Here is a 24,477-nt window from a genome sequence, read left to right as displayed (position 1 = left end):
GTACTTGAGTCTACTGCACTCAACTTCTGTCCGGTCGGGATTCTTCCCGGTCCGGGTTCCTGATGCCGACCGCGCTCACCACGGACCCGGCGAGCAGCAGGAGCCCCATGACCACGACCGCGCGGTGGAACCCGACCGTACTCATCGCGCCCCCGAGCACGACACCAGCAAGCGCCACCACCACGAGGCTCGCGATCCTCGCGACCGCGTTGTTGACGGCGGAACCGATGCCCGCCTCGCGCTCCGGCACCGATCCCAGTACCGCGCTCGTCAGCGGCGTCACCATGAGCGAGATCCCCAGGCCGATGAGCACCAGGCCGGGCAGCACGGTCCACCAGTACGCCGCCGGATCGTCCCCGACGAACAGCATGAGGAACGACCCGCCGGCCGCGACCGCGGGCCCCGCAGCCATGAACCACCGCGGCCCGTACCGCCCGGCGAAGGAACCGACCGTCGTGGAGAGCAGGAGGAGCAGGACCGTCGGCGGGAGGGTCGCGACCCCGGCGACCCATGCCGGGAAGGCCCAGACCTCCTGCAGGAACAGCGTGACGACGAAGCCGACCATCCCGATCGCCCCGTAGATCGAGAGCGTGGCGAGGTTCCCCACGGCGAAGTTCCGCGCACGGAACAGCCGCAGGTCCACGAGCGGCTGTTCGACCCGGCGCTCCCACGGCAGGAACGCCGCGAGCGCCAGCCCTCCCACCACGAGCGCTGCGACCACGACCGGTGACGACCAGCCGAGCCGCTCCTGCTCGATCAGCCCGAGGACGACCCCACCGATGCCGACGACCGCGAGCACGGCTCCGACGACGTCGACCCGCGGCCTCCCGAGAGGCCGGACGTCCCCGGAGATCCGCGCGACGAGCGGGATCGTGACGGCGATCGGCACCGCGGTGAGGACGAAGATCCACCGCCAGCCGATCCCGTCGACGATCAGCCCACCGATCACCGGCCCGACGATCACGGCCGCGCTCGACCACGCCGTCCACGAACCGATCGCCCTGCCCTGCGCGGCACCGCGGAACGCGGCGATGATGAGTGCGAGGGAACTCGGCGTGACCAGCGCACCGCCGACGCCCTGGAGCGCGCGGGACACGATGAGGACCTCGCCCGTGGGTGCCGCCGCGCAGACGATCGAGGCGGCACCGAACACGATCAGCCCGAGCGTGATGATCCGCACCCGGCCGAACAGGTCGGACAGCGAACCGGCGACGAGGATGAGCGAGCCGAGCGTCACCAAGTACGCGTCGACGACCCACTGCTGCACGACGAGCCCGCCACCGAGTTCGTGCCGGATCGCCGGGAGCGCCACGTTCACGACGCTGGCGTCCAGCCCGACGACGAACGAGGCCAGGATCGCCACGACGAGGACGAGTCGGCGATCGTCGCGGAGCGGGGCCTCGGGCGTCGGCATGCGTTCATCCTCCCCGTTCCACGCTCGGTGCGCGCACGACGAAGCCCCCGCGACCGATGTGGTCGCGGGGGCTGCCGACAGGACGGGGCTGGGTGTCCTAGCGGTTGGAGTCGGTGTTCGGCTGGACCGACGGACCCGGGTTCAGGACCGGACCGGCGGACTGCGCGGCGGTGTTCTGCGCAGTGGTGTTCGGCACGGTGGCGTCGGTCGCGGCCGTGTTCTGCACGCCCTGGTCGCCGGACTTCTTGTCGCCTTCGCCCATCTCCTTCTTGAAGATGTTGATCGACTGCCCGAGGCCCTTCGCCAGCGCCGGGAGCTTGGTCGCCCCGAACAGCAGGATGACGATCCCGAGGATGATCAGCAGATGGATGCCGGTGAGGCCTGCGAACATCATGACTCCTTCGATGGTGAACTGGTCGCCGTGCTCGGGTCTTCTTCGACACACGCGGCGGAAGCTCGTGGTGCAGACATCGTAACTCGGTCGGTCGGGTAATCCCAGGCGAGGAGCCCAACGGACACCGTTCGCCCAGGATCGCCGGCCGGTGTCAGTAGGCCCCGCGGGACCGCAGCACCGACGGGATCGTCCGCGCGAGGATGACGAGATCGTGCAGGAACGACCAGTTCTCGACGTAGTGGAGGTCGAGCCGCACCCCCTCGGCCCAGTCGAGGTCCGACCGACCGCTGACCTGCCAGAGTCCGGTGATGCCCGGCGTCACGAGGAGGCGTCGGTCCGCGAAGTCCTCGTACACGGCAACCTCCTTCGGGAGCGCCGGACGCGGACCCACCAGGCTCATCGAGCCGACGAGCACGTTCCAGAGCTGGGGGAGCTCGTCGAGCGAACTCCGCCGCAGGAAGGCACCGACGCGGGTGACCCGCGGATCGTGCTGCATCTTGAAGAGCGGCCCGGCGCCCTCGTTCGCGGCTTCGAGTGCTGCCACGCGGGCTTCGGCGTCGACGCACATGGTCCGGAACTTGAGGATCGAGAAGTCGCGTCCGCCGCGGCCGACCCGCGTCTGACGGAAGAACACCGGTCCGCCGTCATCGAGCCGGATCACGAGCGCGATCACCGCGAAGAGCGGCGCGAGCAGGAGGAGCCCGAGCCCGGCCCCCACGACGTCGAGCAGTCGCTTGCCGGTCCGGCGCCGGTAGTCCGGGATCTCGACGTGCATGAGCGGGAGGCCGTCCACGGGGCGCTCGTGCACTCGACCCGTGGCGATGTCGGCGAGGGGCGAGGACACCACGAGCTCGACCCCGCGCTCCTCGAGCTGCCAGCCGAGGCGTCGCAGCCGCTCGTGCCCGCCCCGGACGGCGCCGGCGACGACCACCGCCGAGACGCCCGTGGCCGACGCTCGGTCGAGCACGTCGTCGATCCCGCCGAGGACCGCGACCCGTGCGCTTCCCAGTTCGACGGTCTCCCCGACGCTGAGACAGTCGGTCACGACCCCGGTGACCCGGTACCCGGCGACGGGTGTGGTCGCGATGCGGCGCCCGACGTAGCGCACGTCCTCGGCGTCACCGACGAGCAGGACGTCCTGCAGTCGTTCGCCACGGCCACGACGACGTGCGAGCACGGTCCGCACCGCTTTCCGTTCGAGAGCGAGCAGCGCCATCCCGAGTGGGAAGGCGATCGCGACGTACCCGCGTGCGATGTCGAGCTGCACCGCGTAGGCGACGATGGCGACGATCGCGCCGGCAACGAGACTCGCGGTCACGAGCCGGCGGTACTCCTCGTTCCCGACCCCGGCGATCCGGGCGTTGCGCGTCCCGAACGACGACAGCAGGGTCATCCAGACGACGACGATCGCGGGCGCGACGACGAACTCGACCCAGCCGGCAGTGACGGAACCGTCCGGCACCTCCACCGGGAAGCGGACGAGGTGCGCCGTCACGAAGGCGACGAGCAGCACGGCGAGGTCGAGCGCGGCCACGACCAGGGCGAACCCGGGCCGGGCACCGGCTGGCGCGACGACGGAGACAGGACGGGACACCGCGGCGACGACCGTGGTCGAGGCACGTGCGGGACGGACGACGAGTGACATCGCGGGACCTCCGGTCGGGTGCCGGCACGACTGGGCATCGACCGGGCTCCGCCACCGTCAACGCGCGACGGAGCAGTGCCCTACCAAAATATCACTTTCGTGTTCGGTATATCAAGTACTCAGGACGTCCGCCAGCGACCACAACACCGGCGCCTCGAGCAGCGCACCGGCCGCGGACGCGTCGACCCCGCGGACCCGGAACACCGCGCGTTCCCCGGGGAGCAGCGTCACGAAGCCCCGGTCCACGACACCGTCGGGCGACACCCGGTCGGGCTGGAGGAGCAGGTCGCGCACCACGGTCGCGGCCTCGACCACCACGCGGACGGTCGCGCCGTCCACCTCGGTCGTGGCGGTGAACCGGGCCGGCTCCCACCGCATGTCCCGGTCCGGAGCGGGCGTCCAGACCGCACGGCGGTCGTCCATGTCGGCCACGATGAGTTCGTTCCGCGGGTCGTCCACCACGCCGACGGACTCGGGCAGGGCGACCACGGCGACCCCGGCCGACAGGTGCACGGGGAGCGTCACCTCGGCCAGCACGGCGCCCGCGAGCGTCACACGTCGGACGCGCACCACGCCGTCGTTCCCGGACCGGGTCGACCGGACCGCGACCTCGACGGGCGACGAACCGAACGCACCGGGCGACACCCCGAGCGAGACACCCCCGGACCCGAGCGACAGCGTGTCCGCGAGTTCGCCCAGCTCGGCCGCCTCGCCGACGGGAGCCGACGACGCCGGGTGATCCGCGCCTCCAGGCCGGTCCGCTGCGACGGGCGCAGCCGCTGCGACGGGCGCGGCCGCTGCGTCGGGCGCAGCCGTGGCGGCGCGCGCCGCGGGCGCAGTGACCGACGAGACGGGGCGGATCGTCAGCAGCACGTCGTCGTAGAGTCGCCGCAGTTCGTGCGCGAGCGGCTTCAACCGGCCCGCCGAGTCCACCGCGGACCACGACGACACCGCCCACAGGTCGTTCAACTGCCACAGCACGACGCCGGTGTTGCGCGGCCAGTGCGTCCGCCAGTGCTCGACGCCGGTCGCGATCGCGCGCGTCTGCTGCAGCTGCGTCAGGTAGTGCCACTGGTCGAACGACGACGGCGCGACGGCGCCGAAGCGCGGCGCGATCCCGCGCGCCAGCTTCGCCATCCCGTCGTCCGCCTTCTGGTGGTGGACCACGCCCGGTGAGTCCACCTGCATCGGGGAGTCCGACACGGCGTCCCGCAGCGTCCGCCACGCGGGCGGCGCCTGCCACCCGAACTCGGAGACGAACCGGGGCACGGAGGCCCGGTAGGCGGTGTCGGGGAGACGGTTCCAGGCGTCCCACGAGTGGTGCGTCTCGTGGTCGACGTCGTTCGCGGGCAGCGCCTCGTCGCCCGACCACGGCGACGCCACCGTGTAGAAGCGCGACGGGTCGACCGCGTCGACGATCGTCGGCAGGAGGTCGAGGTAGTAGTCGAGGCCCCAGCCACGGTCGCCGAGCGCCTCGGCCCAGCCGTCGGCGTCGTGCAGCCAGATGTTCTCGTTGTTGCCGTTCCACACCACGAGCGACGGGTGCCGCGAGAGCCGGGCGACGTTGTCCCGCGCCTCGGCGACGACCTCGCTCCGGATCGGCTCGGTCTCGGGGTAGGCCGAGCACGCGAACGCGAAGTCCTGCCACACGAGCAGCCCGAGCTCGTCGCACAGTTCGTAGAAGTCGCGCGATTCGTACACGCCACCGCCCCAGACGCGCACGAGGTTCACACGCAGCGCGGCCGTCGTCCGCAGACGGTCCTCGTACCGCTCGCGCGTCACGCGAGAGACGATGACGTCGTCGGGGATCCAGTTCACGCCGCGGACGTCGATGAGCGTGCCGTTGACGTGGACCCCGAACGGCTTCCCGATCGTGTCCTGGGCGGTGTCGATCCGCGTCGACCGGAACCCCGTCCGGAAGGTGTCGCGGTCGAGGACCTCGCCGTCGACGGTCTGCAGTTCCACGGCGACGTCGTAGAGGGGCTGCTCGCCGTAGCCGCGCGGCCACCAGCGCTGCGCGTCCGGCACCCGGACGGTGACGACCGTGTCCTCGTCGCGGGGCGTGAGCTGCGCCCGCGACCGCTGCCGGGTGGTGGTCCCGTCCGGTCCGGGACCGCTCACCGTCACGACGAGCACGAGGTCGTCGTCCTCCCCGTCGTGGTCGAGGTCGGCGGTGCTCACCCCGCTCGTCGAGGGTCCTGACCGCTCGACGGTGACGTGCGTGTCGAGCACGCCCTCGCCCGCCTCGACGTCCACCAGCGGGCGCACCTCGCGCAGTCGCGCGGTGGACCAGCGCTCGACGGCGACCGGTCGCCAGGGGCCGCTCGTGACCGCCGTGAGCCCCCAGTCCCACCCGAAGTTCGAGGCCGTCTTCCGGATGTACGGGAACGGCTCGTCGTACGGTCCGGGCATGCTGCCCGCGCGCGCTGCGACCCGACCCGCCTCGCGGTAGGGCGACTCGAAGAGGATCTCGAGGTCCCGCTCGGTGCGCGCGTTCGACCCGCCCGTCGCGTCCCGCAGGTCGAACCGGTAGCGCCGGTGCATGTTCCGGGTCGTGCCGATCGTGACGCCGTCGAGCGTCAGCGTGCTGACCGTGTCGAGGCCGTCGCACACGAGGTCGATCCGCTCGTGCCCGCGCGGGTCGACGTCGAGCGTTCGGCGGTACGCCCAGTCGGAGCGTCCGACCCACTTGCCGTCCGCCTCGTTGCGGTCGAACGTCGGGTCGGCCAGCAGCCCCTCGCGCTCGAGGTCGGTGTGCACCTGGCCCGGCACCGTCGCCGGGATCGTGCGTCCGGCCACCCCGTCGGGGGCTCCGGTGCCGCCGGCCAGTGCCACGGTCCAGCCGTCGCGGAGTTCCTCGCGGTCGAGGGTCATGCGGGTCCTTCTCTGGGCGGACGGGGATGGTGGTCGCCCGGTCGGGACGCCGGCCGTCGGTCCGCCGGTCGGCCGGTGACGGCCTGGAGGCGCGACACCAGTTGGCCGGGCGTCGTCACGTCGCGCGCGCGAGCGCCTGGGCGATCGCGCGAGGGGGTGTCCGGCGATGCTAGTACGCGGAGCTTGCACGGCGCCCCGTGGCAGGCTGTGCACCGTGATCACAGTTGCTCTCGCCGCGGCCCTGCGCGACGCCGGCCTGCGCTGGCACCCCGAGACCGGGGACCGCTTCGTCATCGACAAGCCGGGGGTCGACGACGACGTCTACACGGTGTCCGAGATGACCGTCGAACGGCACGACTACCCGAGCGGCACCGTCCTGGGCTTCAACGGCACGACCGAGTGGGCGCTCGACTCGGTCGAAGCACGTGAGTCGCTCTGGCTGCCCCGCGAGGACCAGCTCCGCGCACTGCTCGGGAACGCGTTCGAGTCGCTCGTGCGGTCCGGCGACGACCTCACCGTGTCCGCGACGATCGACGGCGTCAGGCAGACGTTCGACGCCCCGGACGCAGCGGACGCGTACGGAGCCGCGTTGCTCGCGTACATCCGTTCTGCGCTGGACTGAACGCCCTCGAACCGGGTGACGCGCCCGGCTGGGAGTTGTCGGAATGCACGCTGGGCAGCCTTTGGTTGCATGGCGACATGACCGTTCCGAACATCACCCTGAACGACGGCAAGACCATCCCGCAGCTCGGCTTCGGCGTCTTCCAGATCGACCCCGCCGACACGAAGGACGCCACGCTCGCGGCGCTCGAGGTCGGCTACCGCCACATCGACACCGCTGAGATGTACGGCAACGAGAAGGAGGTGGGCGAGGCGATCGCGGAGTCCGGCATCGACCGCTCGGAGATCTTCGTCACGTCCAAGCTCAACAACGGCTTCCACGACCCCGAGGCAGCGCTCGAGAACGGCAAGAAGTCGGCCGACCTGCTCGGCGGCTACACGGACCTCTTCCTCATCCACTGGCCGCTCCCGACCGTCTCGGACTTCGTCCCGACGTGGAAGGCGATGGAGGAGCTGTACCGCGCCGGCACCGCCCGCTCGATCGGTGTGAGCAACTTCCAGGCCCACCACCTCAACCGTCTCGCCGCCGAGACGACCATCACCCCGGCCGTGAACCAGATCGAGGTGCACCCGTACCTGACGCAGGAGGAGCTCCGCACGTACGACCGCGAGCACGGCATCGCCACCGAGGCCTGGTCCCCCATCGCGCAGGGCCTCGTGCTCGACGACGAGACCATCACGCGCATCGCCGGCAACACCGGCAAGACGCCCGCGCAGGTCGTGCTCCGCTGGCACATCCAGCGCGGCGACATCGTCTTCCCGAAGTCGGTCACCCGTTCGCGCGTCGAGGAGAACTTCGCGATCTTCGACTTCGAGCTCTCCGACGAGGACATGACCGCGATCACGTCGCTCGACAAGGGCCACCGCACCGGTCCGGACCCGGACACGTTCGACTACGTCCCCGCCTGATCCCGGCGATGACGAAGGGGCGGTCGCCGTGCGACCGCCCCTTCGTCATGTCCGTCGCCCGGTCAGGGCACCCGGGAGGCGGTCACGGTGAAGCGGTCGGTGCGGACCACCTGGCGCGTCGGGCCGACGGTCCGTTCCAGGACGGGTCGGTAGCGCAGGTGCGAGTTCCAGACGCACCACAGTTCGCCGCCGGACTGGAGGATCGTGGCCGCGTTCCGGAACATCGCTTCGGCCGCGTCGGTGGTCACCGTGGTGTCCGCGTGGAACGGCGGGTTGCAGAGGACCAGCTGGGCCGACCCGTCGGCGAGCTCGTCACCCGCGTCCGTCCGGACGACCTCCACCCGGTCCCCGACGCCGTTCGCAGCGGCGGTCGCCCGCGTGGACTCGACGGCGATCTGCGACACGTCGGTGGCGATCACCCTGATCCGGGGGCGCCGTCGCGCCAGGGCCGCCGCGATCACGCCGTTGCCGCACCCGAGGTCGACCGCGGTCCGGGCGGTCGGCACGGCGTCGTCCACGACCCCGAGCAGCACCCGCGTGCCGAGGTCGAGGGACGAACCGGCGAACACCCCACCGTGCGCGACGATCGTCAGCCCGAGCTCGTCGTTGTGGACGGAACGCGGCCACGGGTTCGTCGCATCGGCCCGCGAGGCAGCGGCCTGCAGCGGGTCCTGCGCGATGAGGAGGCGGGACTTCCCCCGCCCGCGTGACGCGGTGACCTCGCCGAAGTACCGACGCAGCACGTCGTTCTGTCCGAGGTTCATGTGCTTGGAGACGCCGCCGCACAGCAGCACGACGTCCGGCGCCGCGTACCGGGCCACCGCCCGCGCGATCTCGTCGAGCCGGTCGTTCGACTTCGACAGCCGCAGCGGGACGAGCCGGACGTCACGGAACGCCTGCCCGAGGGTCTCCGGGTGGTGGAAGCCACGCCGGCCGAAGGTCCCCGCGTTCGCCTCGAGGGCGCGCACCCCCACGAGCGAGTCCTGCACCACCCGGACGTCGCTCGCTCCGTGCACCGTGATCACGCCGAGCGTGAGCACACCGTTCCGGTCATCGACGACGGCCACGTGACCGGGCTGCCGGAGGGCATCTCCGTGGACGTGCGGCGCTTCGTCGAGGATGAAGCGGTCCGTGCCGTCGATCGTGATGAGGTCCGGCTCCGAACTGTCGGGGTCACGCCGGAACTGGTCGGCGAAGTCGAACGCGCTCATCCGCCCAGGCTACCGACCGACGCAGGACGAACAGCCCCCGGAGCCGCGGTGGCTCCCGGGGGCTGTCGGACGGTCAGCGCGTCGCACCCGTCCGGATCGTGAAGGTGACGTCCGTCTCGGTCACGAGGCCGCCCTTCGTGGTCTGGAACCCCCAGAGCTTGTAGGCCTGGGCTTTGTCCAGCGCGCGGACGGCGGTGCCCGACCACCGGCCGTTCGCTCCGACGGTGGCCGTGACGAGCGGCGCCACGGTCGTGTTCGTGCCACGGACGGTGATCTTCGCCTGCGGCGCACCCGTACCGCTGAACGTGGGCGTCGACGGCGGGAGGACCGAACCCTGCGTCGGCGTGGTGATGCGGACGGCGGTGGGAGCAGTGCCGTAGTCCAGGCTCGTGGTCGCGGTCGTGGTCTTCCCGGCAGCGTCCTGCGTCGCGGTGAAGGTGTTCACGCCGTACTTCGCAGCAGAGGGAGCGACGGTGAGTCGGTACTGACCGTCAGCCCCCACCGTTGCGGTGCCCACCGCGGCATCGCCCTTCGAGCTGTTCACCACGCGGACCGTTGCGCGCGGCACGCCACGACCCGTCAGCACCGCCGGAGCGAACTCGTCGACCTCGTCGAACGCAGCCCCGAGGGTGAGGCCCTGGCTCGCGGTGGCACGGACGGTGAAGGTGACGTCGGACTGCTTCTGCAAGCCGCCCTTGACGGTCTGGATCGCGAAGATGCGGTACTCGAGGCCGCGCAGCTCGCGGATGGAGTCGCCCGACCACCGGCCCTGGGCGTCCACCGTGGTCGTCACGAGCGGCGCGACCGTCGTGTTCGTGCCACGGACGATCAGCTTCGCGTCCGCCTGACCGCTGCCGGCGAACGCGATCGTCCCGGGATCGATCGTCCCGCCGGCGGTCGGGGTCTGGAACCGCGGGGCGGTCGGCTCCGCACCGTAGTCGAGCGTGGCCGTCGCCGTCGTGCTCGAGCCGTCGACCGACTGCGTCGCCGTGAACCTGTTCACGCCGTACTGCGCTGCCGACGCGGCGACGCTCATCCGGTACTGGCCGTCGGGGCCGACGGACGCGGTGCCGACGGACACGGAGTTCTTCGACGTGTTGACCACGCGGACGGTCGCGCCCGGCTCGCCTCGACCCGACACGACCGCAGGCGCGAAACCGTCGGACGCGTCGAAGGCGGCGTTCACGGACACCGGCTGGACGGACTCGCCGTCGCCGGGGGTGACGGTCACCGACGTGGACGTGCTGTTGCCGCCCTTCGACCGCTGCGTCGCGTCGAGCGTCTGCTCACCGGCTCGCGGCTGCGCCGTGCTGGACGCAGCCGGGGAGTCGGCCGTGTTCTCCGCGGGCGCGGCAGTCGCAGCGGTCCCGAAGGAGAGACCGGAAGCGATCGTGACGGCAGCGAGCGCCGAGGCGCCGAGCCTGGTCATGACGCGCTTGGGCTTGTGGGGCATGAGGGGTTCCCTTTCACAGGGTCGTGCCGCGCGCGCGAGGCTGCCACGGCGGGTGAGCGAACTGCGCGGTGGTACCGCACTGGAAAAATACCGCATTTGCGGTCAATATACAAAATACCGAGAGTCGATCGGCGTCACACGGGGACAGCCCCCGGGAGCCGTGTCGGCTCCCGGGGGCTGTCGGTGTTCAGTTCATCCAGCTCAGGGCTGGGTCCAGAAGGTGAACGGGGTGGACTTCGTCAGCCCACCGTTCGTGGTGACCGTCGCGGTGAGCGCCCACTGCTGGTGCTTGTTCAGCGCTCGGATCGAGTCTGCCGCCCACTGTCCGTTCGGCTGCACCGTGGTCGTCACCAGCGGCGGAACCGTGGTGTTCGTACCCTGGACGGTGACCTGGGTACCCGGGGTCCCGGTGCCCGCGAAGGAGATCGTGCCCTGCGGGACGCGGTCACCCTCGGCGTTCGAGTTGGGGACCGGGCTGGTCACGGTCGGCGCCATCGGCTCCGTGCCGTAGTTGAGCGTGTCGGTCGCCGAGGTCTCGGCACCGTTCAGGGTCTGCTTGACGGTGAACGAGTTCGAGCCGTAGGTCGCGTTCTTCGGGTCGACGGTCAGCGACCAGCGGTTGTCGACGATCGTGGCCCGGCCGATCTCCTTGTTGGTGGTGGTGTTGGTCACGACGACGGTCGCGCCGTTCTCGCCACGACCCGACACGGTCGCCGGCTTCGTGCGGTCCTCGGTGTTGAACGCGGCGTCGATGGACACAGGGGTCGCCTGGACGTTGAACAGGACCTCGTCGCGCATGTTCAGGCCGCCCTTGGTGGTCTGGGTCGCCCAGAGGCGGTACTGCATCGAGCTGAGGGTCCGGACCGCGTCCGCGTCCCACGTGCCGTTCGCGCGGACGATGGTCGAGGCCAGCGCCGGGTTGGTGGTGTTGGTACCGCGGACGGTGATCTGCGCGTTCGCCTGACCCGTGCCGGAGAACCGGAGGCCGTTCGGCGACACGACCGCGTTCTGCGCCGGCGAGGTGATCTCGACCGGGGCCGGGGCGGTGCCGTAGTCGAGGTTCGCCGTCGCCGTGGTGCTCGTGCCGTTCACGTCCTGGGTCGCCCGGAACGCGTTGACGCCGTACTGGGCAGCCGACACCGGGACCGTCAGTCGGTACTGGCCGTTGTCACCGACGACCGCGGTGCCGACGGTGGCGTTGTTCTTCGAGGTGTTCACCACACGGACCGTCGCACCCGGCTCACCGCGGCCCGACAGGATCGCCGGAGCGAACTGGTCGGCCTGGTCGAACGCTGCGGCGAGGGTCACCGACTGACCGGCGGAGGCGCGGACCGTGAAGGTGACGTCGGTCTGCTTCTGCAGGCCGCCCTTGACGGTCTGGATCGCGAAGATGCGGTAGGACATGCCGCGCAGCTCGCGGATCGAGTCGCCGGACCAACGGCCCTGCGCGTTCACCATGGTGCTCACCAGCGGTGCGACCGTGGTGTTCGTCCCGCGGACGGTGAGCTTGGTGTCGGCCTGACCGGTGCCCGCGAAGGAGATCGAGCCCGGGTTGATCGTCGAACCGGCCGACGGCGTCTGGATGACCGGGGCGGCCGGCTCGGCACCGAAGTCGAGCGTGTCGGTCGCGGTCGTGGTCGAGCCGTCGACGGTCTGGGTCGCGGTGAACGAGTTCACCCCGTAGCGGATCGCCGAGGCCGGGATCTTGACCGAGTACGCGCCGTCCGCGTCCACGGTCGCCGACGAGATCGTCGCACCCGTGGTCGTGTTGCGGAACGACACCGTCGCGTTCGGTTCACCGGTGCCCGAGAGCACCGCGAGACCGTAGGCGTCATCGGCGTCGAACTTCGCGTCCAGCGCCACCGGCTGCGCGTCCGACGCACCGTCACCGGGGTTCACCGTCACCGTGGAGGTGGTGGTGTTCGCACCCTTCGACATCTGCTTCGCCTCGAGCGTGTGCTCACCGGCGGTCAGCGTCGCGGTACCCGACCACGTGCCGTTGCTGCGGACCTTGGTCGAGATGACCGGGGTGCGGCCGGAGTTGTCGAAGACCTGCACGTCGGAGCCGGCCTCACCGGAACCGGTGATCGCGGTGGACCCGGCGGGCACCTCATCCTGATCCTCGGGGCCGGTGATCGCCACCGCCTTGCCGTAGTCGAGGCTGACGTCCTTCGAGCCGCCGTCCTTGCCGTCGACCGTCTGCGTGACGGTGAGGGCGAGGGCGCCGCCCTTGTTCGGGGCGGTGACGTCGAACGAGTACGTGCCGTCGGCTGCCGCGGTCGTGGTGCCGAGCGTCGTCGTGCCGTTCTTCAGCGTGATCGTGGCGTCCGGCTCGGCGGTGCCCGACACGGTCGCCTTCTTCGCGATGTCCGTGTCGAACGACCCCTGTGCGGTCAGTTTCGCGACTCCGCCGAGGAGCGGGGGTAGATCGTTCCAGGAGGTGTTCCCGACTTGTCCGCGATTGCCGACTGCGGCCGTTGCCGAGGAGCCACCTGCCCCTGGCCATGTTCGGTTGTACGTAGCCAGAGCGGCCCAGTTCCCCAACCAACCCCAGTCCTCTCCGTAGAAGGACCCGTTCTTGAAGAAGATGCCCTGGATGCTGTTCCCACAACCGCTCTCAGCGACGACAGGGATGCCCTCATAATCGACCGGAGTGCTGAAGTAGATGCAGAGTCCGCTGTCTTGGGAGCGGTACTCGTACGCGCCGGGTCGCTGGCTCGGCAGGATGTCGAAGGTGGTGGCGCGTTGCGCTGCCTGGGTCGCCGTGGAGTACTGCTGCCATTTGGCGAAGGGCTCGCCGTGGGACGATGTCGTCGAGACGATGCCGGAAGTCCCCGTGAGGAACTTCATGGTGCCGAGCACTTCATCGGAACCGGTCGCGGCGGAAGCCGAAGCCGCACCGAAGGACAGGCCGGACGCGATCGTCGCGACGGCGAGCGCACCGGCGCCCAGGCCCTTCGCGAGACGCTTCTTCTTGGATGACATGGTTGGTGATCCCTTTCGAGGGGGTCGGGCCGCGTGCTCTCGCTCGGACGATCGGGCCGTCGGCGGCTCGCGGTGGGATGTTCGCGGGAGACCCCGCTGCCGTACCAGAATATCAAACCGAACACTGAAATACAACATCCGCGATCTCGGACCACTTGAGCCGACTCATGGCAAGTTCCGAGGCGCTCACCTTGACGTCCAGGTGCAGGTGAGTAGGGTTGAGTCCATCGGACGCAAGTCCAACGACTTCAGCACCACGAGTACGAACAGAAGGAGCACCAACACATGGGACGTGCAGTAGGCATCGACCTCGGAACCACCAACTCGGTCGTCAGCGTGCTCGAGGGCGGTGAGCCCACGGTCATCGCGAACGCCGAGGGCATGCGCACCACGCCGTCGATCGTCGCCTTCACGAAGGACGGCGAGGTGCTGGTCGGCGAGACCGCCAAGCGCCAGGCCGTCACGAACGTCGACCGCACGATCGCCTCCGTCAAGCGCCACATCGGCACCGACTGGAAGGTCGACATCGACGGCAAGCAGTACACGCCGCAGGAGATCTCGGCCCGTACCCTCGGCAAGCTCAAGCGCGACGCTGAGCAGTACCTCGGTGAAGACGTCACCGACGCGGTCATCACCGTCCCGGCGTACTTCAACGACGCCGAGCGCCAGGCCACGAAGGACGCCGGTGAGATCGCCGGCCTCAACGTCCTCCGCATCATCAACGAGCCGACCGCCGCCGCGCTGGCGTACGGCCTCGACAAGGGCAAGGAAGACGAGCTCATCCTGGTCTTCGACCTCGGTGGTGGCACCTTCGACGTCTCGCTGCTCGAGGTGGGCAAGGACGACGACTTCTCCACGATCCAGGTCCGCGCGACGGCCGGTGACAACCGCCTCGGTGGCGACGACTGGGACCAGCGCATCGTCGACTACCTCGTCAAGAAGTTCAAGGACGAGCACGGCGTCGACCTGTCGACCGACAAGATCGCCAAGCAGCGCCTCAAGGAAGCAGCCGAGCAGGCGAAGAAGGAGCTCTCGTCGCAGATGTCGGCGAGCATCCAGCTCCCCTACCTGACGCTCACGGCCGACGGCCCGCTCAACCTCGACGAGACCATCTCGCGCGCCCAGTTCGAGCAGATGACCTCCGACCTGCTCGACCGCACGAAGAAGCCGTTCAACGACGTCATCAAGGAAGCCGGTGTCTCGGTGGGCGACATCGCGCACGTGGTGCTCGTCGGCGGCTCGACCCGCATGCCCGCCGTGGCCGAGGTCGTCAAGAGCCTCACGGGTGGCAAGCAGCCGAACCAGGGCGTCAACCCCGACGAGGTCGTGGCCGTCGGTGCCGCGCTGCAGGCCGGCGTCTTGAAGGGCGAGCGCAAGGACGTCCTCCTCATCGACGTCACGCCGCTGTCGCTCGGCATCGAGACCAAGGGCGGCCTGATGACGAAGCTCATCGACCGCAACACCGCGATCCCGACCAAGCGCAGCGAGACCTTCACGACGGCCGACGACAACCAGCCGTCGGTGGCGATCCAGGTCTTCCAGGGCGAGCGCGAGTTCACCCGCGACAACAAGCCGCTCGGCACCTTCGAGCTGACCGGCATCGCCCCGGCCCCCCGTGGCGTCCCGCAGGTCGAGGTCACCTTCGACATCGACGCCAACGGCATCGTGCACGTGTCCGCGAAGGACAAGGGCACCGGCAAGGAGCAGTCGATGGTCATCTCCGGCGGCTCGTCGCTGCCGAAGGAGGACATCGAGCGCATGGTCCGCGAAGCCGAGGAGCACGCGGCCGAGGACAAGGCCCGCCGTGAGGCCAACGAGCGTCGCAACCAGGCCGAGCAGCTGGTCTACTCGATCGAGAAGCTCATCAAGGAGAACGACGACAAGCTCCCCGCGGACGTCAAGTCCGAGGTGCAGGCCGACGTCGACGCCCTGAAGTCGGCACTCGCGGGCGAGGACGACGACGCCGTCAAGACCGCCTTCGACAAGCTCAACGAGTCGCAGGGCAAGCTCGGCCAGGCGATCTACTCGGAGAGCGCAGCCTCGCAGCAGGACGCCTCCGCCGCAGGCGGTGCAGGGGCCGGCGCCGAAGGCGCCACCGCTGACGACGAGGACATCGTCGACGCCGAGGTCGTGGACGACGAGGACGACAAGGACAAGAAGTAGATGACGGACCCCAAGGACAACGTGCCGAACGAGGACGAACCCCAGGTCGAGGGCGACGCCACCAACGCGCAGGAGCCCGAGGACCTCATCGAGGCGGAGGGACCGGACGTGGAACTCCCCACGGACGGCCCCGCCGCCGGCGGCCCCCAGAGCGATCTGAGCCCCGAGGACGAAGCGCTGCTGGCTGACGCTGCCAGGGGCATCGCCGAGGACAAGCTCAGCAGCGAGGACCGCGACCTGGTGGCCGAGATGCGTGCCGACATGCTCCGTGCGCAGGCCGAGCTGGTGAACTTCCGGAAGCGCGTCGAACGCGACCGCGAGGCCAACCGTGAGGTCGCCATCGCCGAGGTCGTGCGGGCACTCCTGCCCGCGCTCGACGACCTCACCCGCGCCGAGGCCCACGGTGACCTCGCCGAGGGGCCGATGCAGGTCATCGGTCAGAAGATCCGCGGCGGCTTCGAGAAGTTCAAGCTCGTGCAGATCGGCGAGAAGGGTGAGGCCTTCGACCCGAACATCCACGAGGCGATCGTGCAGCTCCCCACGCCGGGGGCGACCGCGCAGACCGTGGCGGACGTCGTCGAGCCGGGCTACAAGCTCGGCGAGCGCGTCCTCCGTGCGGCCAAGGTCGCGGTCGCGGTCCCGGCCTGACCGCGGGAAGGAGGTAGGGATTCATGGCCAGTCAGGACTGGTTCGACAAGGACTTCTACAAGGTCCTCGGTGTCGACAAGACGGCGAGCGACGCTGAGCTGAAGAAGACCTACCGGAAGCTCGCGCGGCAGTACCACCCGGACTCCAACCCGGGTGACGCCGCCGCCGAGGCCCGCTTCAAGGAGATCAGCGAGGCGTACTCGGTGCTGTCCGACAAGGAGCAGCGCCAGGAGTACGACCAGGTCCGTGCCATGGGCTCGGGCGCCCGCTTCACCGCGGGCGGCCCGGGCGCCCAGGGCGGCTTCGAGGACGTCTTCGGCGGCATGTTCGGCGGCGGGGGCGGTCAGCGCGTCCGCTTCGGGCAGCCCGGCAACGGGCGCGGCGGCGCGAGCGGCTTCGAGGACATCCTCGGCGGCATGTTCGGCGGTGGCGGCGGCTTCGGCCAGTCCAACGGCGGCTACCGCGGGTTCGGCGGCCCCACGAAGGGTGCTGACGTCACCGCCTCCACGACGCTCGACTTCGCGACCGCGATCGCCGGCGACACCGTCAAGCTCGCACAGGGCAACGGTCGCACGGTCAACGTGCGCATCCCGGCCGGGGTCGCGGACGGGCAGAAGATCCGCCTCCGCGGACGCGGGCAGCCCTCCCCCGACGGCGGCGAGGCCGGCGACCTCGTGGTCACGGTCTCGGTCCGCAAGCACCCGGTGTTCGAGCGTGACGGGCTCAACCTCCGCGTCGACGTCCCCGTGACGTTCGCCGAGGCGGCGCTCGGTGCGACGATCCAGGTGCCGACGCTCGGCGGCGAGCCCGTCAAGCTGCGGGTCGCCCCCGGCACCCCGTCGGGTCGTGTCCTCCGCGTCAAGGGCCGCGGGGTCACGACGAAGAAGGGCACCGGCGATCTGCTCGCCACCGTGCAGGTCGCGGTGCCATCGCACCTCACGGACAAGCAGCGCGAGGCCGTCGAGGCCCTCGCGGCCGCCCTGCCCGACGAGGACCCCCGCGAGGACCTCCTCGCCAAGGCGCGCGGCTAGCGTCATGAGCGACCGGTCTGGAGGCTCGGTGCGGCTCCGACACGGAGCCGCACCGAGCCTCTCCCCACCGGCACGGCCGACACGCCGCTGGCGCGTCGCGTGGGGACCGGCGGCGTGGGCCCAGGCTGTTGTGCACCACGCGCTGAACGGAAGGGGCGGTCGATGACCGACATGGACGAGAACTCGCCCGTCTTCGCCATCGCCATGGCAGCGGAGCTGGCCGAGATGCACCCGCAGACGCTGCGGCAGTACGACCGGCTCGGCCTCGTCGTGCCCGGCCGGACCCGCGGCGGCTCGCGGCGCTACTCGATGCGCGACATCGCACAGCTGCGGGAGATCGCGCGCCTCGGGTCCGAGGGCGTCTCGCTCGAGGGCATCCGGCGGGTGCTCGAACTCGAGAACGAGAACCGGGCGCTGCGCTCGCGGGTGTCCGAGCTCGAGACGGCCCTGGCCGACCAGCTCATCAGCCGTCCGGGCGCACGCGTGTTCGCCGCCTCGGCCACCGGTGCGGCCGTCCCGCTGCGCGCCGGGGTGCGGCCGCAGCGGAACACGCAGATCGTCCTGTGGCGGCCCCCGCGCTGATCCGTTGCAAGCACGATGCCCCCGACTCCGTCACGGAGTCGGGGGCGTGTCGCAGTGGTGTCAGCGCTGCTCGACGCGGTTGTCCTTCGTGTCGCCCGTGGTCTTCGGCGCATTGTCGGCGAGCACCGAGTTGCCGCCCCCCTTGAGCTCGAGCGAGCCGATGGTCTTCGCGGCAACGCCGTTGATGTCGCCGTCGATGACGAGGGTGCCGACCTTGCCCAGCTGCACCACCGAGTTGCCCGTAGTGATGGTGACGAGGTCGCAGTCGCCCGCGAGGACGACCTTGGCGTTCGGCTGGTCGATCGTCGCCTTCCCGTCGACGCAGGAGGCCTCATGGGTCTCGACACCCTCGGGCAGGTTGCCGAAGAGCGCCTCGTCGGTGACTGCCGGTGCTGTCGCGGACGCGGTGGGCTTCGGCGTCGCGGACGCCTTGTCCTGCGCGTCGGCGGACGAGCACGCCGTCAGGCCGAGCAGCGAGACGGCGACGGCGGAGGTCGCGAGGACGGATCGGAGCGCGGTGCGGTTCATGTCGAAGCCTTTCGTGGACTTGTTTCCCTGTCGTGTTCTATATATTACATGTACAATCGGAACATGGCAATCACCGTCGCGTTCGTCACCCACAGCGCTCAGTGCTCCGGAGCCGAACTCTTCGTGGCCCGCACCTGTGCAGCACTGGACCGTGTCCACCCCGTCGTGGTCCTCGGAGAACACGGCCCCGTGGAGAGCGTCCTGCGCGCTCGGGGCATCGAGTACGTCGTGATCCCGCTCGGAGCCAGCGTCGCGCGGGTCAGCGCCCGAGGCGCCGGCGTCGCGAACGCCGCCACCGCAGCCGTGGGGACGATCGCCGCGACCGTGCGGCTCCGGAACTGGCTGCGTTCCCGCGGCGTCGACGTCGTCGCGACACACTCGGCGAAGGCGCACGTGTACGCCGGGGCGGCGGCTCGCGCTGCCGGTGTCCCCGTCGTGGCCCACGCGCACGACATCATGGGAGTGGAGGGCGCGGCTCCGCTGGGCGCGCGACTCCTCCGTGCGGTGTTCCGGACGGTCCCGCGCGAGGTGATCGCGAACTCCCGGACCACCCTCGGCTCACTCCCCGCTGCCGCCCGGCGTCGCGCGACGGTCATCGGCTGCCCCGCCGATGTCGGCACCGCGACACCGCAGCGCGACGAGGTTCGACGCTTCGTGCTGGTCGGCCGGATCACCGCCTGGAAAGGTCAGGACATCGCGGTCCGTGCCCTCGCCGCCGCGCGCGCCTGCGGCCTCGACCGGCGGGTCCGGCTCACCCTCGTCGGCGCCCCGCTCTTCGATGGCGACCTGGTGCACGAGCACGCGCTCCGCACGCTGGTCGACCGTCTGGGTCTGACGGACGCGATCGAGTTCCGTGGGCACGTCGACGACGTCGCAGCAGAGTACGCGCGGGCGGACGCCGTCCTGCACACCAGCCGCCGTCCGGAGCCCTTCGGCCAGGTGGTCGTCGAGGCACTCGCCGCCGGCCGGCCCGTGATCGCCGCCGACACCGGTGGTCCAGCCGAGATCCTCACGCACGAGCACGACGGCCTCCTCGTCCCCAGCGACGACCCCGCGGCACTGGCCGCGGCGATGCTCCGGATCGCCGACGACGCCGCGCTGCGAGCGTCCCTGGTGACGGAAGGGCGCTCGACCGCCCTCGCACACACGCCCGAACGGATCGCGACACAGATCGAAGACGTCCTCCTCCGCGCCGTGGCGCGCTGACGGCCGCCGAACATCCAGGAGGCACGGTGCCGGTCGCTCTCGACCGTCACCGTGCCGCCGTCTGTCCGTGGACGCAGATCAGGACACGCCCATCCACTCCCGCAGCTCCTGCTGGAACCGCTCGGTGCGGAACTGCGCCGCACGTTCTCGGCAGGCTGCGCCGTCGAGTCCCGAGACCCGGTCGACGGCCCGGGCGAGTGCCGCGTCCGAGAAGTCGTCGACGAGCGCGCCGGTCACACCGTCCTGCACCGTCTCACCAGCACCGCCGAGGCGGTTCGCGACGACCGGGGTGCCGAGCGCCATCGCCTCGACCGGCATGATGCCGAAGTCCTCGACAGGCGGGAACACGAACGCCGTCGCGCGCTGCATGAGTGCCGCCATCAGGGCGTCCGACGGATCGATCACGAACCGGACGTCCACGCCGCTCCGGGACGACAGCGCCCGCAGCTCGGTCTCGCCTGGGCCGCTGCCAGCGATCACCACCGGTCGGTCCGAGGCCCGACCCGCGTCGATCGCGACGTCGAGACGCTTGTACGGCACGAAGCGCGACGCTCCGAGGAGGTACCCCCGTGGGAGGTCCTCCAGCACGGCCAGCTCGTGCTCATCGAGTTCAGCACTCCAATCCGGAACGCTGGTCAGTCGATCCACCTGCACGGGAGGATGGATCACCCGTGCCTCGATGCCCCACGCGTCGCGGATGCGATCGCGGACGAAGCCGCTGTTCGCGGCGACGCGTCGGAGTTCGCGACCACGGCGCCGGTCGACGGCCCGGAAGAAGGGTGCGACGGCGCGGACCGCGAGACGGTCCCCGCGTGCGTCGAGCTCCGGGTTCCAGAGGTACCGCGCGGGGGTGTGCACGTAGGTGAACTGGCGCTCGGGAGCGACCCCGAGGACGCGGGCATGGTGCGCGAAGAGGTGGGAGGACACGAGCGCCCAGTCGTACTCCCCGCGGACGGGCGGCGCAGCTCGCCACATCGCGGACAGGGCCGGGAGCGCGAGCGCCTTGCGACCGCGGAGCGGTGTCCGCGCGATGAAGCTCTCGCGGACGACACGCCCCGGGTAGCGCCCCGGATCGTCGTCCCACGTGCAGCCGAGGTCTGCTGCCGGGAACGCGGACGCCATGGCGTCGACGACCCGCTCGGCCCCGCCCCGGCGCTCGATCCACTCGTGCAGGATGACACCCCGGCCGGTCATGCGGCCGCTCCGCTCGCACACGCGACGATGAGCGGCACGAGGGCCGAGACGGCGTCGTCCGCGGTCCGACGGAACGCCGCGTGCGCTTCCGCGTCTCCGGCGACGGGGTCCGGGATGTCGTCGGCCACAGGATCGGGCGTGATCGCGTCGAGTCGGCGCCGGCGGAGGACAGCGGCGACGTCACCGCCCGTCACCGCGACGTCGGCGACCAGATCAGCGCGCGACGCGATCCGAGCAGCCTCGCGGAGGGTGAAGACGCGCCGCAAGGTCCGCGGGACGCGCTCCACGATGCTCGAGCGGTGCCACCGCTCCATGGTGAGGACGAGGTCCGCGTCGGCGAGGAGCGCGGGCGTCGCGGGGCTTGACCGGAACGACTCGTGGCCGGTGATCCCTGCCGCGGCGAGCGCTGCGGACGAACGGTGGAACATCGGCCGACCGGCGACGGTACGGACTCCCACGCTGCGGACGGAATGATCGTGGACACCCGACCGGTCCAGCGCGTCGGCGAGCGCGAACTGCACGTAGGGCGAGCGGCAGATGTTCCCCTCGCAGGCGATGACGATGACGGACATCAGGACTCCGTTCTGGTGAGGAGACGCGCGGCGGTGGCCGGCGACACGGCGGTGGACGCTGCGGCTGCGGGACCTGCGTCGTGGATCAGGGCGCGTCGCCAGAGCGGGACGAAACAGACCCCGATCAGCAGCCAGAGCACGGGCGTGGAGAGGTCGGGGTTGCCCACGGACTTCGCGATGAGCAGTGCGACGAGGGACACGGAGGCGGGGAGCAGGCCGCGGTCCGTCCGGGTGGCGAGGACCGCGCCGACCACGAGGAGCAGGAACAGGACCGTGCCGGGGACACCGATGGTGCTCGGCAGCGCGACGGCGAACGACGAGGGGCGGTTGCCACCGAGGCCGACACCCAGTCCGCCCGTCTGGCCGATGAGCTGCAGACTGAACACGTCCGCTCCGGTGCGGGCGTTCCACGACTGGCTCCCGATCTTGTCGTCGACGAGCTCGACGATCGGCGCGGTGAGCTCGGACCACCAGCCGATGAGCACGAAGGCCGCGGCCAGTCCTCCGAGGACGAACCACTGCACGCCGACCCCGCCGAGGACGAGCGAGCGGACGAGCAGCACGACGATGCCGGCGGACACGACGACGCCCGACGCCACGACCGCCACACCGGAGGCAGCCTGCAGCAGGTTCGCACACGCGGTCAGGGCGAGGAGCCACCACGGCCAGCGACGACGTCGGACCCCGGTGGAGGCCATCATCGCGAAGAAGACGGCGGCCGGGAGCGAGAACGCCGCGAGCTCGCTCGGTTCGTTGAACACCCCACGGAGTCGGGTGCCGGGATCGGCGTAGATCGCGTTGGTGGTGTCCATGAGCGGCCCGAGGAGGTCACCGGAGCTGACGACCATGATCCCGCGCAGAGTCGTGCCGACGGTGCCGACCGCGAACGCGACGGTGACGGTGGTGAGGGCGGCTCCCGCGCGCACGAGGTACAGCAGGACAGCGACGGCGATCAGCACGTAGGCGACCTGACCCGCCGTGCTGGCCGTGAACGCGAGGGTGTCGGGGTCGAGCACCTGCAGGTCGACCCCGCCCCGCGAGGACAGGACGCGGATGCCCCGGAAGAACCACGGAGCGGCGACGGTGATGAGCAGGGACCAGGCGACGAAGCACACGAGCACGACACGGGTCCAGTGCGGGGCGAGGGCACCCGGGGCCGGTGCGAGGAGCAGCACGACCGCGAGCAACCCGGCGACGAAGAAGAGCGGCACGGAGTTCCCGCCGACCGAGACGGCCGCGGAGTACGGCAGCCCCGCCGTGACGCCGAGCACGATCGGCAGCCATGCCGTCCTGCGCGTGACGACGAGTCCGGCCAGCACCAGCGCGAGCACTGCTCCGAGGATCGTCATGCGACCTCCCTTGTCGTGAAATATCAAAGCATGTAGTATGAGTATTACACGCATCGACCCGGATCGGAAGACCACATGAACGTCGCACAATTCCTGCAGACACTGCGCAGACGGTGGTTCTCCGTCGCGCTGTTCCTCGTCCTCGGCGCGACGGCGGGAGTGGCCTCCGCCGCGATCCAGACGCCGCAGTACCGCGCGACCGCAGGCGTCTTCGTGGCGGTGAACGGCAGCGGGAACGTCAGCGACCTCAGTCAGGGCAACAACTTCTCCGCCGCCCGCGTGAAGTCGTACACGGCACTCGCGCAGACGCCCCGCGTCCTGGCGCTCGCGGCGAAGAAGGCCGGGTTGCACGGCGAAGCGGCGGACCTGAGCGGCACCGTCGTCGCGACCGCGCAGAACGACACCGTGCTCATCTCGATCAGTGCGACCGACCCCGACCCGGCGGTGGCCGCGACCGTGGCGAACGCCGTCACCGAGGTACTGATCGAGCAGGTGGACCACGTCGAGCGCGTCGGCGAGGGCGCCAGCGAGCTCGTGCGCCTCTCCGTCTTCCAGCCGGCATCGCCTCCCGGAGCGCCGTACGAGCCGCGTGTGACCGTCGCCGCAGCGCTCGGCATCATCGCGGGGCTGGCCATCGGCATCGGTCAGGCCTTCGTCCGGGCGGCGCTCGACACCCGTCTCCGGTCCGTCGAGGAGCTCGCCGCGATGACCGATGCGTCGGTGCTCGCCGAGATCCCGCTCGACGAGACGGTCGGCACGACCCCGGCGATCATGACCGACGACGACGGCTACAGCGTCCGCGCGGAGAGCTTCCGCCAGCTGCGGACCCACCTCATGTACACGAACATCGACGGCCTGTCGCAGAGCGTCGTCGTGACGAGCACGACTCCGGGCGAGGGGAAGTCGTCCACCGCCCTGAACCTGGCCCTCGTGCTGGCACGCAACGGCGCGCGCGTGGCGCTCGTCGACGCAGATCTCCGCCGCCCGTCCATCGGCACCTACCTCGGACTCGAGAGCCGCGTCGGCCTCTCGACCGTGTTGACGCACCAGATCGAACTCGAGGACGCGATGCAGGAGCTGGGGACGCTGCCGCTCCACGTCCTGACCTCCGGCCGCGTCCCGCCGAACCCGAGCGAACTGCTCAGCTCCCCGCAGATGACCGAGCTCATCCGCGACCTCGAGCGCTCGTACGACCACGTCATCGTCGACGCCCCGCCGCTCCTCCCGGTCACCGATCCCGCGGTCCTCGGCACGATCTGTTCCGGCGTGCTGATGGTCGCGAGCCTCGACGGGCGTGTCCGCCGCGCCGACGTCACCGCAGCACTGACCCGGCTCGAGCAGGTCGGAGCCCGTGTCCTGGGCATCACGGTCAACCGGACGAGCGCGGCCAAGGGCGGGAAGTACTACTACAACTACGAGCCGACCACCCCGGCCAGTGAGAGCCCCCGGCGGGTGTCGCGAGCGCGCGGTGACGCCGGCAGCGCGCGGGACTCGGCGAGTGCTCCGTCCGACGTCGTCGTCCAGCGCACACGGACGGGCTCGGACGGTCGGCGCCCGGCCTCGCACCAGGGCACGGGTCGCTCCAGGAGGGCGTCACGCGCTGCGGAGCCGCCCGGTCCTCGGCGCGGCCGCTCGACCGCCCACCGGATCAACGACTAGCGGGACGGGGAGACCGGACCGGCGCCACCGATCGGTTCG

General features: G+C 70.6%; 19 protein-coding genes. 8 read left to right on the top strand and 11 right to left on the bottom strand.

All coding sequences use genetic code 11. The features are described 5' to 3' along the window. Positions 1-19: 19 nt before the first annotated feature. The 4 genes from MON03_RS02385 to MON03_RS02370 form a co-directional block, all read right to left on the bottom strand. The gene (locus MON03_RS02385) at positions 20-1,414 is read right to left on the bottom strand and encodes an MFS transporter (RefSeq protein WP_242090286.1); all 1,395 of its coding nucleotides are present in this window, start codon (positions 1,412-1,414) and stop codon (positions 20-22) included. A 97-nt stretch (positions 1,415-1,511) separates the two neighbouring features. Then, positions 1,512-1,808, bottom strand: a complete 297-nt coding sequence (tatA, locus tag MON03_RS02380) for a twin-arginine translocase TatA/TatE family subunit (protein WP_502798684.1) — start codon at positions 1,806-1,808, stop codon at positions 1,512-1,514. Between the two features lie 151 nt (positions 1,809-1,959). Beyond that, positions 1,960-3,453: a sugar transferase gene (locus MON03_RS02375; protein ID WP_242090283.1), complete on the bottom strand. Its 1,494-nt coding sequence runs from the start codon at positions 3,451-3,453 to the stop codon at positions 1,960-1,962. Between the two features lie 111 nt (positions 3,454-3,564). After that, the gene (locus MON03_RS02370) at positions 3,565-6,327 is read right to left on the bottom strand and encodes a glycoside hydrolase family 2 protein (RefSeq protein ID WP_242090281.1); all 2,763 of its coding nucleotides are present in this window, start codon (positions 6,325-6,327) and stop codon (positions 3,565-3,567) included. Between the two features lie 214 nt (positions 6,328-6,541). Here MON03_RS02370 and MON03_RS02365 point away from each other — a divergent pair, with 214 nt between their 5' ends. Then, positions 6,542-6,949: a pilus assembly protein CpaE gene (locus MON03_RS02365; protein ID WP_175328806.1), complete on the top strand. Its 408-nt coding sequence runs from the start codon at positions 6,542-6,544 to the stop codon at positions 6,947-6,949. Positions 6,950-7,026: 77 nt separating this feature from the next. Continuing rightward, positions 7,027-7,857, top strand: a complete 831-nt coding sequence (locus MON03_RS02360) for an aldo/keto reductase (RefSeq protein ID WP_175328807.1) — start codon at positions 7,027-7,029, stop codon at positions 7,855-7,857. A gap of 62 nt (positions 7,858-7,919) precedes the next feature. On the opposite strand, the gene MON03_RS02355 is transcribed toward MON03_RS02360, so the two are convergent. The 3 genes from MON03_RS02355 to MON03_RS02345 form a co-directional block, all read right to left on the bottom strand. Further along, positions 7,920-9,068, bottom strand: coding sequence for a class I SAM-dependent methyltransferase (locus MON03_RS02355; RefSeq protein WP_242090279.1), 1,149 nt, complete (start codon positions 9,066-9,068; stop codon positions 7,920-7,922). A gap of 73 nt (positions 9,069-9,141) precedes the next feature. Further along, positions 9,142-10,521: an Ig-like domain-containing protein gene (locus MON03_RS02350; protein ID WP_242090277.1), complete on the bottom strand. Its 1,380-nt coding sequence runs from the start codon at positions 10,519-10,521 to the stop codon at positions 9,142-9,144. A 201-nt stretch (positions 10,522-10,722) separates the two neighbouring features. After that, positions 10,723-13,506, bottom strand: a complete 2,784-nt coding sequence (locus MON03_RS02345) for an Ig-like domain-containing protein (protein WP_242090275.1) — start codon at positions 13,504-13,506, stop codon at positions 10,723-10,725. 285 nt (positions 13,507-13,791) lie between these two features. On the opposite strand from MON03_RS02345, the gene dnaK reads away from it, so the two are divergent. From dnaK to MON03_RS02325, 4 genes are all read left to right on the top strand, one after another. Further along, the gene (dnaK, locus tag MON03_RS02340; RefSeq protein WP_242090273.1) at positions 13,792-15,669 is read left to right on the top strand and encodes a molecular chaperone DnaK; all 1,878 of its coding nucleotides are present in this window, start codon (positions 13,792-13,794) and stop codon (positions 15,667-15,669) included. Next, positions 15,670-16,317 (top strand): nucleotide exchange factor GrpE, encoded by a 648-nt coding sequence (locus MON03_RS02335; protein ID WP_022903971.1) that lies wholly within the window; start codon positions 15,670-15,672, stop codon positions 16,315-16,317. Between the two features lie 23 nt (positions 16,318-16,340). Next, positions 16,341-17,348, top strand: a complete 1,008-nt coding sequence (locus tag MON03_RS02330) for a DnaJ C-terminal domain-containing protein (RefSeq protein WP_022903970.1) — start codon at positions 16,341-16,343, stop codon at positions 17,346-17,348. A 171-nt stretch (positions 17,349-17,519) separates the two neighbouring features. Next, positions 17,520-17,930: a heat shock protein transcriptional repressor HspR gene (locus MON03_RS02325; RefSeq protein ID WP_242091497.1), complete on the top strand. Its 411-nt coding sequence runs from the start codon at positions 17,520-17,522 to the stop codon at positions 17,928-17,930. A 60-nt stretch (positions 17,931-17,990) separates the two neighbouring features. Here the strand turns inward: MON03_RS02325 and MON03_RS02320 are convergent, their stop codons facing one another. Continuing rightward, the gene (locus MON03_RS02320; RefSeq protein ID WP_242090271.1) at positions 17,991-18,458 is read right to left on the bottom strand and encodes a hypothetical protein; all 468 of its coding nucleotides are present in this window, start codon (positions 18,456-18,458) and stop codon (positions 17,991-17,993) included. 63 nt (positions 18,459-18,521) lie between these two features. Here MON03_RS02320 and MON03_RS02315 point away from each other — a divergent pair, with 63 nt between their 5' ends. Further along, the gene (locus tag MON03_RS02315) at positions 18,522-19,664 is read left to right on the top strand and encodes a glycosyltransferase (protein ID WP_242090269.1); all 1,143 of its coding nucleotides are present in this window, start codon (positions 18,522-18,524) and stop codon (positions 19,662-19,664) included. A 78-nt stretch (positions 19,665-19,742) separates the two neighbouring features. Here the strand turns inward: MON03_RS02315 and MON03_RS02310 are convergent, their stop codons facing one another. Genes MON03_RS02310 through MON03_RS02300 form a run of 3 tightly spaced genes read right to left on the bottom strand, consistent with a single transcriptional unit; the run spans position 19,743 to position 22,779 of the window. Continuing rightward, entirely contained in the window at positions 19,743-20,858 is a 1,116-nt protein-coding gene (locus tag MON03_RS02310; RefSeq protein ID WP_242090268.1) for a glycosyltransferase, read from the bottom strand. After that, the gene (locus MON03_RS02305) at positions 20,855-21,430 is read right to left on the bottom strand and encodes an arsenate reductase/protein-tyrosine-phosphatase family protein (protein ID WP_242090266.1); all 576 of its coding nucleotides are present in this window, start codon (positions 21,428-21,430) and stop codon (positions 20,855-20,857) included. The genes MON03_RS02310 and MON03_RS02305 overlap by 4 nt, the downstream gene beginning before the upstream one ends. Further along, positions 21,430-22,779: a hypothetical protein gene (locus MON03_RS02300; protein ID WP_242090264.1), complete on the bottom strand. Its 1,350-nt coding sequence runs from the start codon at positions 22,777-22,779 to the stop codon at positions 21,430-21,432. The genes MON03_RS02305 and MON03_RS02300 overlap by 1 nt, the downstream gene beginning before the upstream one ends. A gap of 75 nt (positions 22,780-22,854) precedes the next feature. On the opposite strand from MON03_RS02300, the gene MON03_RS02295 reads away from it, so the two are divergent. Then, positions 22,855-24,438 carry a tyrosine-protein kinase domain-containing protein gene (locus tag MON03_RS02295; RefSeq protein WP_242090262.1) on the top strand — a complete coding sequence of 528 codons (1,584 nt, stop codon included), beginning with the start codon at positions 22,855-22,857 and terminating at the stop codon, positions 24,436-24,438. Positions 24,439-24,477: the final 39 nt, after the last annotated feature.

This window comes from Curtobacterium sp. DN_7.5 (assembly GCF_022655355.1).
GTDB lineage: Bacteria > Actinomycetota > Actinomycetes > Actinomycetales > Microbacteriaceae > Curtobacterium > Curtobacterium luteum.
This window is presented reverse-complemented; position numbering and strand designations above follow the sequence as displayed.